17 protein-coding genes are annotated in these 15,039 nt (G+C 57.0%); 6 read left to right on the forward strand and 11 right to left on the reverse strand.

Features of this window, described 5'->3' with window-relative positions; all coding sequences use genetic code 11:
- Positions 1 to 36: 36 nt before the first annotated feature.
- From AC2FFH_RS10990 to AC2FFH_RS11000, 3 genes are all read right to left on the reverse strand, one after another.
- Positions 37 to 351: a DUF1244 domain-containing protein gene (locus AC2FFH_RS10990; RefSeq protein WP_496767290.1), complete on the reverse strand. Its 315-nt coding sequence runs from the start codon at positions 349 to 351 to the stop codon at positions 37 to 39.
- A gap of 77 nt (positions 352 to 428) precedes the next feature.
- Positions 429 to 668: a DUF6868 family protein gene (locus AC2FFH_RS10995; protein ID WP_108861343.1), complete on the reverse strand. Its 240-nt coding sequence runs from the start codon at positions 666 to 668 to the stop codon at positions 429 to 431.
- A 65-nt stretch (positions 669 to 733) separates the two neighbouring features.
- Positions 734 to 1,471 (reverse strand): N-formylglutamate amidohydrolase, encoded by a 738-nt coding sequence (locus tag AC2FFH_RS11000; RefSeq protein ID WP_496844408.1) that lies wholly within the window; start codon positions 1,469 to 1,471, stop codon positions 734 to 736.
- Between the two features lie 132 nt (positions 1,472 to 1,603).
- Between AC2FFH_RS11000 and pyk the strand changes: the two genes are divergently transcribed.
- The 5 genes from pyk to rplT all read left to right on the forward strand — a co-directional run bounded on the left by pyk (position 1,604) and on the right by rplT (position 6,059).
- Positions 1,604 to 3,049, forward strand: a complete 1,446-nt coding sequence (gene pyk, locus AC2FFH_RS11005) for a pyruvate kinase (protein WP_108861341.1) — start codon at positions 1,604 to 1,606, stop codon at positions 3,047 to 3,049.
- 244 nt (positions 3,050 to 3,293) lie between these two features.
- Complete coding sequence (locus AC2FFH_RS11010; protein ID WP_058279007.1) at positions 3,294 to 3,731, forward strand: universal stress protein; 438 nt, start codon at positions 3,294 to 3,296, stop codon at positions 3,729 to 3,731.
- A 14-nt stretch (positions 3,732 to 3,745) separates the two neighbouring features.
- A complete protein-coding gene (locus tag AC2FFH_RS11015) occupies positions 3,746 to 5,296 on the forward strand; it encodes an alanine/glycine:cation symporter family protein (RefSeq protein ID WP_496844409.1) in 1,551 nt (516 codons plus the stop codon).
- Between the two features lie 182 nt (positions 5,297 to 5,478).
- Positions 5,479 to 5,679: a 50S ribosomal protein L35 gene (gene rpmI, locus AC2FFH_RS11020; RefSeq protein WP_010443552.1), complete on the forward strand. Its 201-nt coding sequence runs from the start codon at positions 5,479 to 5,481 to the stop codon at positions 5,677 to 5,679.
- A 14-nt stretch (positions 5,680 to 5,693) separates the two neighbouring features.
- The gene (rplT, locus tag AC2FFH_RS11025; RefSeq protein WP_058273348.1) at positions 5,694 to 6,059 is read left to right on the forward strand and encodes a 50S ribosomal protein L20; all 366 of its coding nucleotides are present in this window, start codon (positions 5,694 to 5,696) and stop codon (positions 6,057 to 6,059) included.
- Positions 6,060 to 6,190: 131 nt separating this feature from the next.
- Here the strand turns inward: rplT and AC2FFH_RS11030 are convergent, their stop codons facing one another.
- From AC2FFH_RS11030 to AC2FFH_RS11040, 3 genes are all read right to left on the reverse strand, one after another.
- On the reverse strand, positions 6,191 to 7,009 hold the full coding sequence (locus AC2FFH_RS11030; protein WP_496767283.1) for a DUF2189 domain-containing protein: 819 nt from the start codon (positions 7,007 to 7,009) through the stop codon (positions 6,191 to 6,193).
- A gap of 174 nt (positions 7,010 to 7,183) precedes the next feature.
- Positions 7,184 to 7,645 carry a hypothetical protein gene (locus tag AC2FFH_RS11035; protein ID WP_496767282.1) on the reverse strand — a complete coding sequence of 154 codons (462 nt, stop codon included), beginning with the start codon at positions 7,643 to 7,645 and terminating at the stop codon, positions 7,184 to 7,186.
- A gap of 161 nt (positions 7,646 to 7,806) precedes the next feature.
- The gene (locus tag AC2FFH_RS11040; RefSeq protein ID WP_496767314.1) at positions 7,807 to 9,198 is read right to left on the reverse strand and encodes an aminotransferase family protein; all 1,392 of its coding nucleotides are present in this window, start codon (positions 9,196 to 9,198) and stop codon (positions 7,807 to 7,809) included.
- 219 nt (positions 9,199 to 9,417) lie between these two features.
- Between AC2FFH_RS11040 and AC2FFH_RS11045 the strand changes: the two genes are divergently transcribed.
- Positions 9,418 to 11,046: an acyl-CoA synthetase gene (locus tag AC2FFH_RS11045; RefSeq protein ID WP_496844410.1), complete on the forward strand. Its 1,629-nt coding sequence runs from the start codon at positions 9,418 to 9,420 to the stop codon at positions 11,044 to 11,046.
- Here AC2FFH_RS11045 and AC2FFH_RS11050 read toward each other — a convergent pair.
- The 5 genes from AC2FFH_RS11050 to AC2FFH_RS11070 all read right to left on the reverse strand — a co-directional run bounded on the left by AC2FFH_RS11050 (position 11,043) and on the right by AC2FFH_RS11070 (position 15,031).
- Positions 11,043 to 11,384, reverse strand: a complete 342-nt coding sequence (locus AC2FFH_RS11050) for a DOPA 4,5-dioxygenase family protein (protein ID WP_496844411.1) — start codon at positions 11,382 to 11,384, stop codon at positions 11,043 to 11,045. The two genes, AC2FFH_RS11045 and AC2FFH_RS11050, sit on opposite strands and share 4 nt — an antisense overlap.
- Positions 11,385 to 11,471: 87 nt before the next feature.
- A complete protein-coding gene (maiA, locus tag AC2FFH_RS11055) occupies positions 11,472 to 12,110 on the reverse strand; it encodes a maleylacetoacetate isomerase (protein WP_496844412.1) in 639 nt (212 codons plus the stop codon).
- 19 nt (positions 12,111 to 12,129) lie between these two features.
- Complete coding sequence (locus AC2FFH_RS11060) at positions 12,130 to 12,327, reverse strand: DUF2783 domain-containing protein (RefSeq protein WP_496844413.1); 198 nt, start codon at positions 12,325 to 12,327, stop codon at positions 12,130 to 12,132.
- Positions 12,328 to 12,332: 5 nt separating this feature from the next.
- The gene (locus tag AC2FFH_RS11065; RefSeq protein ID WP_496844414.1) at positions 12,333 to 13,943 is read right to left on the reverse strand and encodes an FAD-dependent oxidoreductase; all 1,611 of its coding nucleotides are present in this window, start codon (positions 13,941 to 13,943) and stop codon (positions 12,333 to 12,335) included.
- A gap of 137 nt (positions 13,944 to 14,080) precedes the next feature.
- Entirely contained in the window at positions 14,081 to 15,031 is a 951-nt protein-coding gene (locus tag AC2FFH_RS11070; RefSeq protein ID WP_496844415.1) for an MBL fold metallo-hydrolase, read from the reverse strand.
- Between the last annotated feature and the right edge of the window lie 8 nt (positions 15,032 to 15,039).

Below are 15,039 nucleotides of genomic sequence, written 5' to 3' on the forward strand. Positions count from 1 at the left end.
GCCCGCCAGGTTGGCGGGCCTCTTTCGTTTTGGGCGTCAGCCCTTATTCGTCACATTCTCTTCGAACGCGACCTTGAAGGCGGCCTGCTTCTCCGGGCTGGCGTCGGTCTGGTAGTTGGCTTTCCATTCATCCATGGTCATGCCATAGAAAATTTGACGGGCTTCATCCTTGCCCATCTCGATGCCTTTTTCATTGGCGGCTTCCTGATACCATCGCGACAGGCAGTTGCGGCAGAACCCGGCCAGATTCATCATGTCGATGTTCTGCACATCGGTGCGGTCCTCCATCAGATGCTGTTGCAAGCGACGGAATGCGGCTGCCTGAAGTTCTATTTCGGTTTGCTTGTGCATGGTCTGGCTCCGGATGACAGAAATACGTGCTGTAAATGACCTAGCGGCCAAAGGGCGATGTTTCAACGATCAGCGTATCAGGCCAGTTTCAATGCCAGCCAAGGAGTGATGCAGAAGATCAGTGTCAAAATCTTGTAGTTGGCCAGATACCGGAAATATGCCCGTTTCACTGCGGGGCGCTCCATCTGGAACATCTTGCCGTGGATGCCTGCGATCCAATCCTGCAACAGCAAGATCATCACTGTGGTGAACAGCAGAACCGCGATGTTAAGCACAGCCATCCAGCCAAAGACGGACGTCAGAAACTCCTGAGTCATTGTGGCCTCCTTTCCCAATAATATGGGGTCTGGGGCGGGTTCTCACAATGACGTGAGGGCATTTGTCACAACCCGCTTTCGCCCAGTGCGTCCTGCAGGATAGGGGCTAGCCGCTCGGCCCATTCTCGCTGTCCCGCGTGTTCGGCAATCAGGTCATTGCGCAGCTCGATCAGTGCGTTGGGGCGACCAAAACTGGTACAGTGTTTGTCAATGGCATCACCGGGCAGCACGCCGGTATAGGGTTCATTAACGCCGACGCAAAGGTCACCCTCGGCCTCTAGACGGTTGATCAACGGGCCCGAGAACCGTTCGTCCGGAGTATGCAAAACCCCAATATGCCACGGGCGGGGATCACGACCCCTTAATTGCCGCGTGAACGAGTGCATCGACACGATCACCGCATGCGGCAACGCGGCCATCTGCGCCAGCGCGTCATGATACGGGCGATAGCACATGTTCAACCGCCGCTCTCGTTCTGCCGCATCGGCGTGCCGGTTGCCGGGAATGATCGACCCGTCATAGAGCTTCATCAACAGGGTCGGATCATCTTCGCCGCGGTTCGGATCAATCACGAGGCGGGAAAAATTGGCCGCGATCACGGGTGCACTCAAAAGCTCACCCAGATGTTTTGACACCTCGTAGGCACCTACATCATAAGCGATGTGGCGTTCCATATCTTCACGAGGTAGGCCAAGATCGCCACCGTGGATTTCGGGCGGAACCAAGTTGGATGCGTGGTCGCATGTGATCAGCCAGCGCGAGGGCCGATCCGCGCCGTGGATAAAAAACGGGGAATACGTCATAAGCCTGTCATCTAGTTTGTCGCAGGTTTAGGGCAGTTGCTTTGAAAAGGGAATTGCGCAATAAGCAGGCGGAGCAATGTTTGCGGTAACATTTGCGCAGAATCAAGAGAAGACGTTAGGAGAGCCAGACCAATGCGACGCCTGAGAAATGTGAAAATCGTGGCGACGCTGGGACCGGCGTCAAATGACTATGACATGATCCGCGCGCTGTACGAGGCAGGCGCAGACGTCTTCCGCCTGAATATGAGTCACGGCAGCCATGATGAGATCCGCGAACGCCACCGGATCATCCGACAGATTGAAAAAGATCTGGACAGGCCAATCGCAATTCTGGCTGACCTTCAAGGACCCAAGTTGCGTGTCGGGGTGTTCGCCAACGACGCAGAAGAACTTGAAGAAGGCGCGGCCTTCCGTCTGGACTTGGACCCTGCGCCCGGAGATATCAACCGCGTTTGCCTGCCGCATCCCGAGATTTTTGCCGCGTTGGAGCCGGGTGCGCGCCTTCTGGTCAACGACGGCAAAATCCGCCTGACCGTGCAGGACTGTGGCCAGGATTTCGCTAATTGCACCGTTGAGGTCGGCGGTACGATCTCGAACCGCAAAGGTGTGAACGTTCCTGATGTGGTGCTGCCGCTGGCCGCCTTGTCGGCCAAGGATCGCGACGACCTGGAATTCGTCTGCCAACTGGGTGTGGATTGGCTGGCACTGAGCTTTGTGCAGCGTGCCAAGGATGTGTTTGAAGCGCGCGCGCTGGCCGACGGTCGCGCCTCGATCCTGTCCAAGATCGAAAAGCCTGCAGCGGTCGAGGCATTCGACGACATTCTGGATGCCTCTGACGGGATCATGGTCGCGCGCGGCGATCTGGGTGTTGAGCTTCCTGTGTCGGCGGTGCCCCCGATCCAGAAACGACTGGTACGCAAATGCCGTGGGGCGGCTAAGCCCGTGATCGTGGCCACTCAGATGCTGGAAAGCATGATCGAAAGCCCGATGCCAACCCGGGCCGAAGTTTCGGACGTGGCGACAGCAATCTACGAAGGCACGGATGCGATCATGCTCAGCGCGGAATCCGCTGCGGGTACGTACCCAATCGAGGCCGTGCAAACCATGAACAAGGTTGCGATCGAGGTCGAAGCGGACCCGACCTACACGCAGATTATCGCAGCGTCCCGGACGGCAAAGGGGACCACTATTGCCGATGGAATCGTTGCCGCCGCGCGTGAGATTGCAGAAAAAACAGATATCAAGGCGATTTGCTGTTTTACCCAAAGCGGCACCACCGCGCTTCTGACTGCCCGCGAACGTCCAGGCGTTCCGATCATCGCGATGACGCCTGCCACGGGAACCGCGCGGCGTCTGTGTCTGAGCTGGGGCTGTCATTGCGTGATGACGCCCGAGCTTGAGCGGTTCAAAGGCGCTGTCGTCAACGCGGCCCGTGCGGCCCGTGCCGGTGGGTTCGCATCCGAAGCCGATCAGATCGTGGTGACTGCCGGTGTGCCTTTCAACGTCCCGGGAACGACCAATATTTTGCGTATCGCGCCTTGCGATGAACGGCTGATCTACAACACTGATCCCGGGTGACAGTTGCGATGCAGGGCCTTGAAAAGCTGGTATCAAACCGATACGCCTAAATTTTGGGCGGAAAAAGTATATAAATTTCAATAGCATACCGAAATAACGGATGTGTTTGCAAGATAACTCTCTGTTTTTGAGGGTTTTTCCGGGATACTCGGGCGCATGGGCGGTCCACTTAATAAGTTCCAGGTTCCGGCTGCCCTGCCGGGGGCACGGGTCCCGGCATAACCAAAATTATTGGAGGAACGTTATGACAACGAAAATTGTCATTGGACTGGACGGGACAGAAACCGGAGAACACGCCATCGCCTTTGCCAAAGATCTGGCTGGCCGAATTGGTACGTGTGAATTGCTGGTTGTTTATGTCATCGAATGGTCCCCATTTACTTTTCAGACCCCTGAAGAGAACGCATTGCGGCACAAGCGGCGAGAAGAAGAAATCGAACTTGCGACGAACCGGATTGTTACCCCGGCTGTCGAGGCTCTGACCGCAGATGGTTACACAGTGCAGGGCATCGTGCGTCATGGCGACGTGGCTGAAACTCTGAACGCAATCACCGTTGAGAATGGCGGTTCGCAGATCATCGTCGGGCGCGCCTCGGCTGATGGATTCAAGAAACGCTTGTTTGGCAGCTCGACCCAAAATCTGGTCATGCACGCCGATGTGCCAGTCACTGTTGTGAACTGACGGGAGGGATGAGAATGACTATGTTGAAACATCTCTGGCTGGCTGTAATCGCCGCCTTGATCGCCGCTCCTGCGATGGCGCAAGAGGCGCCCGGGCTGGACGACAAGATCAATCAGGCATTTGCCGATTTCACCGGTCCATTTGTTAGCTTTATTTTTGCGCCGTTTCCGGGAACCAGTTTCCCGTGGATCGTGGGTTGGTTGGTCGTCGCGGCGACTGTCTTCACGCTGTACTTTGCCTTTGTGCAGCTGCGGTTCTTTGGCCATGCGATCAGCCTTGTCAAAGGCGACTACGCCGATCCCAATGACGCGGGTGAGGTCAGCCACTTTCAGGCTCTGGCCACGGCGCTGTCGGGGACAGTTGGTCTTGGTAACATCGCCGGTGTGGCGGTCGCCGTAGGCATTGGCGGACCGGGAGCCACCTTCTGGATGATTGTCGCGGGCCTGTTAGGCATGGCGTCGAAATTCACCGAATGTACGTTGGGTGTGAAATACCGTAACGAATACGAAGATGGCACCGTTTCCGGTGGCCCAATGTACTATATGTCCAAGGGCTTTGACGAGCTGGGCCTGCCTGGAGGCAAGATTCTGGCCGTCCTGTTCTCGATCTTCTGTATTCTGGGCGCGCTGGGCGGGGGCAATATGTTCCAGGCCAATCAGGCTCACCAACAGATTGCGGGCATCACGGGCGACTATCCCGGATGGATCACAGGGGTTGTCTTTGCAATCATCGTGTTCCTTGTCATTGTGGGCGGCCTGAAATCCATCGCACGGGTGACCGAAAAGGTCGTTCCGTTCATGGGCATCCTGTATGTGGCCGCGGCATTGGTGATTATCATCATGAATGCTGATCAAATCGGCTGGGCGTTCGGCCAGATTTTCGCAGGTGCCTTCACCGGCCTCGGCGTCGCTGGTGGTATGGTCGGGGCACTGATCCAGGGCTTCCGGCGTGCCGCGTTTTCGAACGAAGCGGGCGTGGGTTCTGCGGCGATTGCGCACTCGGCTGTTCGGACCAAAGAGCCGATCACCGAAGGGTTCGTCTCGTTGCTTGAGCCGTTCATCGACACGGTTGTGATCTGTACGATGACTGCGCTGGTGATCATCATCACCCAGCAGCTGATCGTCGATCCGGAAACCGGCAATTACATGCTGAACGAAGCGGGCAATGCTATTGCGACTGTTGATGGCAACTCGGGCGTCAGCCTGACCTCGGCAGCCTTTGGTAGTGCCTTCAGCTGGTTCCCATATGTACTGGCGATTGCGGTGGTCTTGTTTGCCTTCTCAACCATGATCAGCTGGTCCTACTATGGCCTCAAGGCCTGGACTTACCTGTTCGGGGAAGGCCACGCCAAGGAGCTGGTGTTCAAGGTCATCTTCTGCATCTTCGTTGTTATCGGCGCGGCGGCCAATCTTGGCCCTGTCATCGACTTCTCGGATGCGGCAATCTTTGCGATGGCGGTCGTGAACGTGTTTGCGCTCTACTTCCTGATGAAGGTGGTGCGTGAAGAACTGGCCAGCTATTCGAGTCGACTAAAGACTGGCGAAATCCGCAAATTCGAACACTAAATCAAACCACCGGGGCGGCCTTTGTCGCCCCGGTGCCTGATCAGCCTGTAAAAAGCGCAGATTCTGGTCCAAACCCCCTTGCCAGTATAGTCGAACTTGCGTAAACGGCGCTTCTGATCGCGTGACCGGCCGAGATGGCATGCCGAGTCGCGTCTGAAACCGAACCCCGAAAGGAGACGGAAATGCCTAAGATGAAGACAAAGTCGAGCGCCAAAAAGCGCTTTAAGGTGACTGCGACCGGTAAGGTCCTTGCTGGCCAAGCCGGTAAACGTCACGGCATGATCAAGCGGACCAAGAAATTCATCCGCGACGCCCGTGGCAACACCACCCTGTCCGCCCCCGACGCCAAGATCGTCAAGGGCTACATGCCCTACGACCGCTAAGAGGAGATTAAGAGATGTCCCGCGTTAAAGGTGGAACCGTAACTCACGCCCGTCACAAGAAGGTTATCAAGGCCGCCAAAGGTTATTATGGCCGCCGCAAGAGCACCTTCAAGGTTGCCCGTCAGGCCGTCGATAAGGCGAACCAGTATGCAACCCGCGACCGTAAGAACCGCAAGCGCAACTTCCGCGCGCTGTGGATCCAGCGTATCAACGCTGCTGTCCGTTCGCATGACGAAGCACTGACATATTCCCGCTTCATCAACGGCCTGACCTTGGCCGGTATCGAAGTGGACCGCAAAGTTCTGGCCGACCTGGCCGTGCACGAACCGGAAGCGTTCGGCACGATCGTCGCCAAAGCTCAGGCCGCTCTGGCTGCTTGATCCTCTTTCGAGAGACAGTGAATGAAGGGCCGTCCCGTTTGGGGCGGCCTTTTTCATTGATAGCCGAAAGTGAACTCAGCAACACTTCGGTAAACTAAAGCGCATAACGTCCATGGTGATGCTCGGATAGATTATTCCTGCGCTGGTGGTACCGCCCGTTGATAAAGATGCCACGTGGCGTGGCCAAGGATCGGCAGTGTGAAGATCAGGCCCAGAAATGCCGGAACCAGCGACAACAGCATGGTAACCGAGATGATCGCAGCCCAAGTGAGCATGACACCCGGGCTTTCCGCGACGACGCGCAAAGAAGTCAACATGGCGGAAACAAAATTGGTTTCCCGGTCAAGCAACATGGGCATGGCAATGACAGTGACCGAAAAAAGGACCGCCGACAGAAATGCGCCGACGCAAGTTCCGATGGCGAGGAAGGCCCAGCCCTGAGGCGTGAAGAATACGGTATTCAAGAACCCTTCAAAATCCGAAAAGGATGCGTTTTGCAGGGTGATCGCAAGCCAAAGCCGGATCTGGTAAATCCAAACCCAGAAAATGAACAGGGTGACAAAGGCCATCCATCCCATTTCGCGTTTGCGCTGATTGGCCATCACAGTCAGGATTTCTGACCAGCCGAACCTCTCTCCGTTCTGCAACCGACGGGACATTTCGTAGAGCCCGGCGGCAGCGAAAGGCGCGACCAGCGGGAATCCAACAATGGCGGGAATGATCATCCAGATCTTTCCAAGCCAGACCAGACTCCAAACCATCAGGATTCCGAAAACCGCATAGAACAGGCCGAAGAACCCACTCATGAAGGGGCGCGCCAGAAAGTCGGAAAACCCTGCCTTCAGCGACTCGGTGACATCACCTGTAGTTACCTTGTTGATTTGGGGCATGGCCGCATGTTGCGGCGTCATGTTGTCCGGTGGTGTGGACCCTGTAGTTTTGGATGCCATGACACACTCCTCTCAAAGAATGGTGTCGCGCTGGGTGGTCTGCCAACTTGCTATGCGGTTAAGCAGACATCCTTCCTGAAACAAGTCTGCATCAGTGGCGGCATAACGGCAAGAGTAAGGATGGCGGCCAAACTTTGGCTGGCGAGTTTTGCTAATTTCAACGGAGCCATAAGCCTATTTGTTTGGGTCTTTCTTCACCAACTGCGCCGCAAACGCCACGCCGGTTCCCGGACCGGCATAGGTGACCATGATCACGTCATCCAGGTAGACCCCGTTGAAAATCCCCGCCGAGACGTCTTCGCCCGAAATCCCAGCCTCGGCCAGAACAAAGCGGGTGGGGTCGTCCAGACTGAAAGTGCCCATAGCTTCTTCTACGACCCACTCTTCGTCGCCGATACGCCGCCAGCGGTTGGTGGCAGTGATGAGATTGCCGTCCAGTTTGGTGACTTCCAGCTCCATCTCGGTTTTCAGCAGACCTTTCCCGTGATTTGGGTTCGATTTGGCGAAGGCCACCAGATAGGTGCCGTGCCAGGTGCCGACGATCTGGGGAAAGCCGCTGCCTTCATCAGCGCTGGAAGGGGTGGTGACCGCAAGGGTGGCCACGGCGGCGAGGCTTCGGATGAGCTTGAGTACCATTGGACACGTCTCCTGCATGGGGTGTGATAACTACAGGGTACTGGAGTAGACGCATTTGACAAACCCATATGCGTAAACACAAAAAACCGGCGCGGGTGGCGCGCCGGTTTAAGTTCATCTGCCGTGATTGCGTGAGTGGTGGCAGATGTATTCAGTTAGGTTCAGCCGAATACACGACCCAGTGCGCCGTCGACCGCGTCGGTGATCTGGTCGATGTCGTCTGCGGTTGCAATCAGTGCAGGCGAGAAGCACAGCGTGTTGTTGCGGCTGGGGATCGAACGGTTGGTGGCACCGATGATGACGCCCTGCGCCATACAGTCGGCAACGACCGCCTGAACCTTTTTCTCGTCCATCGGCTCTTTGGTGGCACGATCTGCGACCAGTTCAGCACCCAGGAACAGGCCCTTGCCGCGCACGTCGCCGATAACTTCGTGCTTTTCCATCAGCGCCTGCAGGTTGCCCAGCATCCGGTTGCCCATGTCGGTGCAGTTCTGCAACAGGTTCTCGTCTTCGATGATGCGCATGTTTTCGATTGCCGCAGCTGGACCGGCGGTGCAGCCACCAAAGGTCGAGATGTCGCGGAAATAGCTCATCGGGTCCGACATGTCGTCCTTGAACATGTCAAAGACTTCCTCGGTGGTGACCATCACGGCAATCGCCGCATAACCTGAGGCAACGCCTTTGGCCATGGTCACGAAGTCCGGCTTGATGCCGTACTGCTGATAACCGAACCAGGTGCCGGTACGGCCCACGCCGCAGACAACTTCGTCGATATGCAGCAAGATGTCGTACTTTTTGCAGATTTCCTGCACGCGTTCCCAATACCCTTCGGGCGCTTCGATGACGCCACCACCTGCGGTCACAGGCTCAAGACACAGGGCGCCAACGGTTTCGGGACCTTCGCGCAGGATCACTTCTTCGATCTGATCCGCGGCCCAGACGCCAAAGTTTTCTTCAGGCGCGCCGTCCAGCTCGTGCTTGCGGTATTCCATGCAGTGGGGAACGCGGACGAAATCGGGCGCGAAGGGGCCGTACTGCGCCGTACGCTCGTCCTGACCGCCTGCAGACATGGTTGCCAGCGTCGAGCCGTGATAGTCGCGGTCACGGTACAGAATCTTAGTTTTCTTGCCGCCGTAGCGCTTGTGCGCGATCTGGCGAACCATCTTGAACACCTTCTCGTTCGCCTCAGAGCCGGAGTTGGTGTAGTAGACCCGGCTCATGCCCGGCATTTTTTCAATCAGCATTTTAGCAAAGATCGAACCGGGAATAGACCCTGCGGTATTGGCGAAGTAGCACAGCTTCATCAGCTGATCGTGAACCGCCTTACAGATCGATTCGCGGCCATAGCCTACGTTTACGGTCCAGACGCCACCGGACACGGCGTCCAGATGCTCTTTGCCGTTCTGGTCCCAGACGCGCATGCCTTTGCCTTCGACAATGATCTTGGGATCATTGGTTTCCAATGGCTTATGCTGCAGCAGGTGGTGCCAGATATGGGCGCGGTCGGCTTCGACCACGTGCGAGAGATCGTTTTCGTTGAACGTGCCGTCCATGACATGTCCTTTCAGAATGACTGGGGCGCGGGTTGCCAAAAATGGGCTTTCCCGGCTTTGTGTTTCGATGGCTCAGATCACCGCGAAAGCTCTGTCGGAGATAGGGCCAGATTGCACCATCCCGTAATTCCAGTCCATGGCCGCGCCGTATTTTTACGGGTTTGTCAGAGGAACGACTTTGTGCTCAATTCGCCGGAACCGCAGAGGGAGGATCAGCAAATGACACAAGCCAGCATCTATGAGCGTCATTTGGACAAATGCCGGGCAAACTATACGCCGTTGTCACCGCTGAGTTTTGTCGAGCGAACAGCGCATATTTATCCGGACTACCCTTCGGTAGTTTACGGCGCGCGTCGCTATACATGGGCTGAAACCTATGCCCGCTGCCGCCGGCTGGCAGGCGCATTGTCCGCACGCGGAATCAGCGCGGGCGACACGGTTTCAATCATCGCGGCCAACATTCCGGAAATGTATGAGGCGCATTTTGGCGTGCCGATGGCGGGCGCTGTTCTGAATGCCATCAACACCCGATTGGACGCACCGATCATTGCCTTCATTCTGAATCACGCAGAATCCAAAGTCCTTCTGGTCGATCCCGAGTTCTCAGGCGTGGTCAAAGAGGCGCTGGAACAGGTGGATCACGATGTACTGATCGTCGATATCGAGGACCCGAGCTTTGAGGGTGGTGAGAAACTGGGCAGCGTAACCTACGACGCCTTGCTGGCCGAGGGCGCCCCTGAATTCAACTGGTCACTACCCAATGACGAGTGGGACGCGATCACGCTGAACTACACGTCAGGTACAACCGGCAATCCGAAAGGTGTCGTGTATCACCACCGAGGGGCCGCGCTGAATGCACAGTCGGACCTGCTGGACTGGAATATGCCAAAGCACTCGGTCTATCTGTGGACCCTGCCGATGTTCCACTGCAACGGCTGGTGTTTCCCCTGGGCGATGGCCGCCAATGCGGGTGTTTCCGTCTGCCTGCGGGCCGTGCGGGACGAACCGATTTATGCGGCGTTCAGGGATGAGAAAGTCACGCATTTCTGCGGCGCGCCGATCGTTCTGAACATGCTTGCCAATGCGCCTGAACACCTCAAGGATTTCGATCATGAGATTAAGGTGATGACCGCCGGCGCACCGCCGCCCGCCGCTGTGATCGAAAGCATGGAAAACATGGGCGTTGAGGTTACCCATGTCTATGGATTGACTGAAACTTATGGTCCGTCGGTTGTCTGCGCCTGGAAGGATGAATGGAACGGTAAAGAGGCCGAAGACCGCGCGGCGCTGAAGGTCCGTCAGGGTGTGCGCTATACGGCCCTGTCGGGGCTGATGGTTGCGGATCCGGACACGCTGGAACCGGTGCCTGCCGATGGTGAGACGATGGGTGAGATTTTCATGCAAGGAAACGTTGTCATGAAAGGCTACCTCAAGAACGCCGAAGCCACAGATAAGGCATTCCGAGGCGGATGGTTTGCCTCTGGCGATCTTGGGGTGATGCATCCGGACGGCTACATTGCGCTTAAGGACCGGTCGAAAGACATCATCATTTCGGGTGGTGAGAATATCTCATCCGTCGAGGTTGAGGATATCCTTTACAAGCACCCGGCGGTGATGGAGGCGGCCGTGGTCGCGCGCCCGGATGACAAATGGGGCGAAACGCCCTGTGCGTTCATCGAGCTGAAGCCCAATGCGCAGGCGACCGAGGTCGATATCATCGCATTCTGCCGGGATAATATGGCTCATTTCAAAGCCCCCAAGACCGTGGTGTTTGGCCCCTTGCCCAAGACCTCGACCGGTAAGATTCAAAAGTTCAAACTGCGGGATCAGGCAAAGGCGCTGACTTAAGTGCTCACTTTGTCAAAGATCGACAGATCAAGATCCAGCATTTCACCCATCCAGATGGCCCGGTCCCGATGATCCGCCAGATGGTCGCCGGTTTCGGGGTGGGTGAAGATGGTCAGGCCCTGTCGGTTCAGCATTAGCCAAGGCATGACTTGATCGAACGCGTCTGGACCAAAGCCCAGCTGGCAGCTCCATCGCGGGTGGGGGCCTACATTTTTGGCATGCATGCGCCCCATCTGCACGGGAAACAGATCGGCAACGTCTTCGCAGACCTGCTGGGCAATGGCTTGCGTGTTTGCGTCGAAATAGACATGGGCGTGATAGCCGGTGATCTCTGACATTGGGGCCTCTAGCATACGTTTCGAACAAGATATGGCGCTGCAAATGGTATTGCCACTCGCGCCGTCACACAGGCTCTGTGCGCCAGGTCAAGAGGGTGCGTGGAAGTCTGGGTGGGCTGCGGCAAAGGCTGGATGTTCGGCACAAGCGGTCTCAGCGCTTAGACTGCGCGGCAAGTCCGATAAATCCACGTCCCAACGGCGCGCATTGTACATTTGCGGGACCAGACAAACATCGGCCAGTCCGGGCTTGGTTCCGGTGCAATAGGGCGCTTGTTCAAAACCCTCGAGAAGTGCCTCAAAAGCCAGTAAGCCGGGGCGAATGAAATGGCGCATCCAGTCACCGGGCTTACCGTCAGCACCATCACTCAGCGCGGTCGCATACTGCGCGACGGACAAGTTGCAGACCGGATGCACATCAACCGCGATGGATTGCGCCAAAGCCAGCGCATGCGCCCGGGCCGCCGGTTCCGGAGGCAACAGTCCAAGGCCGCGAGTTTGGTCAAGGTAGTCGATAATGGCCAGAGATTGCGTCAACCGCAGCCCGTCAATCTCGAGCACGGGGACCAGCCCCTGTGGATTACGCGCCAAGTGGTGGTCGGATCTCTGTTCGCCCGCTGCCAGATCAACCGACACTCCGCGATAGGTAATCCCGGCCAGATTCAGCGCGATGCGCACCCTGTAGCTGGCCGAAGACCGCCAAAAGTCATACAACACCACGCCGCTCATCATCGATCTCCTCAGTTCGTCAGGTGTCCTTCAGCGTGGCGGCTTTCAGGGCGCTAGACAATACATTTGCATTGCCGATGTGATTGGCCAGGACCAGAACCAGACGTGCATTCAGGGCGTCACTGTCGGCTTTGACCAGCCCATCATGCGCCGCCACCAAATCGGCATAGAAACCGTCGGCATTTTCCAGATTGGGGGAAAGGATCAGATTGGTCATTTCGTTCACTCCTTACCGGTTGCCCGGCGGATCGCCTGCTGGAACGCGTTTTCTTCGAATGTGTCGCGACGGGCTGCAACGTGTTGGTCAGGCCTGATCAGGTACACCGCGCCTGTGGCATCACCCAGATACCTGCGCTTCAACTCCAAAGACAGGTCATCCTTGACCGACAGGGCCAGCCGCGTCGCCTGTACACCGCCCTCTTCGATACTGTCGGGTGCATCCGCATCTATCGTCAGCAGCGTGAATTTCCCGGCCAACTTGGGCAGCAGAAATTCATCACCCAAAGGCGCGTCCGGGCAGGCGGAACCGGGGCGCGTGATCTCTGGCCCGGTCAGAGCATCCGCAGAACTCAGCGATGATCCGGAATATGCGCATGGTGTGCTCAACCGGCCGGAATTGACCAGCGGGCGCGCAAACGCGTAGTGCTCGCTGAGGTCCAAAACCGCATCCCGTAAAAGACGCGACATATCGGATTTGGGCGTGATAAATTCCGTCGATAGGGTGGACATGCGTATATTCTCATCAGCGGCTTCGACCCGTTCGCGGTTGTAGCTGTCCAGCAAAAGCTCGGGCGCGTCGCCGTCAATAACCATCTTTAGTTTCCAGCACAGGTTGTCTGTGTCCTGCAGGCCAGAGTTGGCCCCGCGCGCGCCAAAGGGGCTGACCTGATGAGCGCTGTCGCCAGCAAACAAAACGCGACCATGACGGAACCGCTCCATCCGACGGCATTTGAACGTGTAGATCGAGACCCATTCAAGTTCGAAATTGATCTCTTCGCCCAGCATCGCCTTTAGGCGAGGGATCACGTTTTCAGGTTGTTTTTCCTTCTCGGGATCGATGTCCCTTCCTAGTTGCAGGTCGATCCGCCACACGTTGTCGGGTTGTTTGTGCAGCAGGGCAGATTGTCCGCGATTGAACGGCGGATCGAACCAGAACCAGCGTTCGGTCGGGAAGTCCGCCTGCATCACCACGTCCGCAATCAGAAAGTTGTCTTCGAATACACGGCCTTCGAAATCCAGGCCGAGCATGCGGCGGGTAGGCGAGTTTGCACCGTCACAGGCAATCAGCCAATCCGCCTCAACGTTATAGGGGCCTTCGGGCGTTTCGACTTCAAGCTTGACGTGATCGTTGTGGGTGCCGACGGCTTCGACCTTGTTCTGGCCGCGAATTTCAATCGGCGCGCCCTTGGCCTGCAATTCCCGTATCCGTTCAACTAGCGCTTTTTCAAAATAGTATTGTTGCAGGTTGATGAAGGCCGGATGCGCATAGCCGGCGTCGGGTTGCAGGTGAAACTCATAGACCTGGCGGTTGTCAAAAAAGACTTTGCCGGCATCCCACAGTACGCCTTTATCGACCAACTTACCCCCGGCGCCCAGACGGTCGGCGATTTCCAGAGACCGCTGTGAAAAGCAGATCGCGCGGCTGCCAAAACTAACCTTGTCATTGTCGTCCAGCACGACGACAGGGACCCCTTTCTGGGCCAGATCAATGGCTGCGGCCAACCCAACCGGGCCGGCACCAATCACGATAACCTTGTGTCGTACCGAGCTTGCCGTGTCCTGATCCGGGCTGCGTTGATAGGCATAGAGTGGAACTTCGAAAATCTTGTTCATGGGCTCTCCCCCGATACTCAGGCGCCGTGGGCGCACTAAATCCCGCCCTCTGGCACGTGTGCGCCAGAAGGCCTTGCCCTATGATTCCACCTATTTCCCCTGTGCAAAACGATCTGGATCAAGTTTGCTCGTCTTCTTCAGCCCTGCAGGGCCTCCCACATCTCCAAGTCGCGCTGGGCGGTCCAGATACGGGGCGTGTCAATGCCGCGGGCTTCGTCATAGGCGCGGGCGACATTGAAAGGCAGGCAATGTTCGTAGATCGCGTAATCGGCGAATTTCGGATCGCACTCTGCGCGCACTGCATCCCATGCCTCTTTCAGAGATCCTCCGCGTGCCGCCACTTTCGCAGCCGGGCGGTAGGTGCTATCGACAAAGTCACGGGTGTTTTCGATCGCTGCATTGACCATGTCCTTGCCGACCAGGGCGTTTCCGCGACCAGGTGCGATGGCATCGACGTCGAACCACTTGATTTCATCCAGCGTATCACCCCAATCGCCGAAATGCCCGTCACCGCAATAACAGGCGGAGTGGTATTCGACGATGTCACCGGTGAACATGACATTCTGGTCGGGTACGTGAATGACGATATCACCTGCGGTGTGGGCGCGGCCCAAATGCATAAGATCGACCCGACGATTACCCAGATAAACCGTCATCGTGTCACTGAATGTGGTGGTGGGCCAGGTCTGGCCGGGGATGCTTTCATGGCCTTCAAACAGGCGGGGGAAACGCTGAAACTCGCTGTCCCAGTCCTCTTGCCCGCGTTCAACGACCATGGCGCGCGCCATGTCCGACATCAGGACCTGCTGCGCACCAAACGCACTGGCACCCAGTACGCGAACCGCGTGGTAGTGGGTCAGCGCAACGTGGGTGATCGGTTTGTCGGTGACGGACCGCACACATTCGATCACCTTGTTGGCCAGGCGCGGAGTCGCCTGCGCTTCGACGATCATGACGCTATCATCGCCGATGATGACGCCGGAATTTGGATCGCCTTCTGCGGTGAAGGCATAAAGGCCCTCGCCGACCTCGGTGAAAGAGATCTTCTTATCCGACATATCCCCCTGGGACGCGAATGCCTTAGCCATGATAAGCT

The organism is Ruegeria sp. YTSC003 (assembly GCF_059609785.1).

What these genes read in the sequence shown, in the direction of transcription:
- AC2FFH_RS11000 (WP_496844408.1), bottom strand. Translation starts at nt 1,471, where the DNA reads ATGACGTATTCCCCGTTTTTTATCCACGGCGCGGATCGGCCCTCGCGC.
- rpmI (WP_010443552.1), top strand. Translation starts at nt 5,479, where the DNA reads ATGCCTAAGATGAAGACAAAGTCGAGCGCCAAAAAGCGCTTTAAGGTG.
- AC2FFH_RS10990 (WP_496767290.1), bottom strand. Translation starts at nt 351, where the DNA reads ATGCACAAGCAAACCGAAATAGAACTTCAGGCAGCCGCATTCCGTCGC.
- AC2FFH_RS11060 (WP_496844413.1), bottom strand. Translation starts at nt 12,327, where the DNA reads ATGACCAATCTGATCCTTTCCCCCAATCTGGAAAATGCCGACGGTTTC.
- AC2FFH_RS11035 (WP_496767282.1), bottom strand. Translation starts at nt 7,645, where the DNA reads ATGGTACTCAAGCTCATCCGAAGCCTCGCCGCCGTGGCCACCCTTGCG.
- rplT (WP_058273348.1), top strand. Translation starts at nt 5,694, where the DNA reads ATGTCCCGCGTTAAAGGTGGAACCGTAACTCACGCCCGTCACAAGAAG.
- AC2FFH_RS11030 (WP_496767283.1), bottom strand. Translation starts at nt 7,009, where the DNA reads ATGGCATCCAAAACTACAGGGTCCACACCACCGGACAACATGACGCCG.
- AC2FFH_RS11015 (WP_496844409.1), top strand. Translation starts at nt 3,746, where the DNA reads ATGACTATGTTGAAACATCTCTGGCTGGCTGTAATCGCCGCCTTGATC.
- AC2FFH_RS11070 (WP_496844415.1), bottom strand. Translation starts at nt 15,031, where the DNA reads ATGGCTAAGGCATTCGCGTCCCAGGGGGATATGTCGGATAAGAAGATC.
- pyk (WP_108861341.1), top strand. Translation starts at nt 1,604, where the DNA reads ATGCGACGCCTGAGAAATGTGAAAATCGTGGCGACGCTGGGACCGGCG.
- AC2FFH_RS10995 (WP_108861343.1), bottom strand. Translation starts at nt 668, where the DNA reads ATGACTCAGGAGTTTCTGACGTCCGTCTTTGGCTGGATGGCTGTGCTT.
- AC2FFH_RS11010 (WP_058279007.1), top strand. Translation starts at nt 3,294, where the DNA reads ATGACAACGAAAATTGTCATTGGACTGGACGGGACAGAAACCGGAGAA.
- maiA (WP_496844412.1), bottom strand. Translation starts at nt 12,110, where the DNA reads ATGAGCGGCGTGGTGTTGTATGACTTTTGGCGGTCTTCGGCCAGCTAC.
- AC2FFH_RS11065 (WP_496844414.1), bottom strand. Translation starts at nt 13,943, where the DNA reads ATGAACAAGATTTTCGAAGTTCCACTCTATGCCTATCAACGCAGCCCG.
- AC2FFH_RS11045 (WP_496844410.1), top strand. Translation starts at nt 9,418, where the DNA reads ATGACACAAGCCAGCATCTATGAGCGTCATTTGGACAAATGCCGGGCA.
- AC2FFH_RS11050 (WP_496844411.1), bottom strand. Translation starts at nt 11,384, where the DNA reads ATGTCAGAGATCACCGGCTATCACGCCCATGTCTATTTCGACGCAAAC.
- AC2FFH_RS11040 (WP_496767314.1), bottom strand. Translation starts at nt 9,198, where the DNA reads ATGGACGGCACGTTCAACGAAAACGATCTCTCGCACGTGGTCGAAGCC.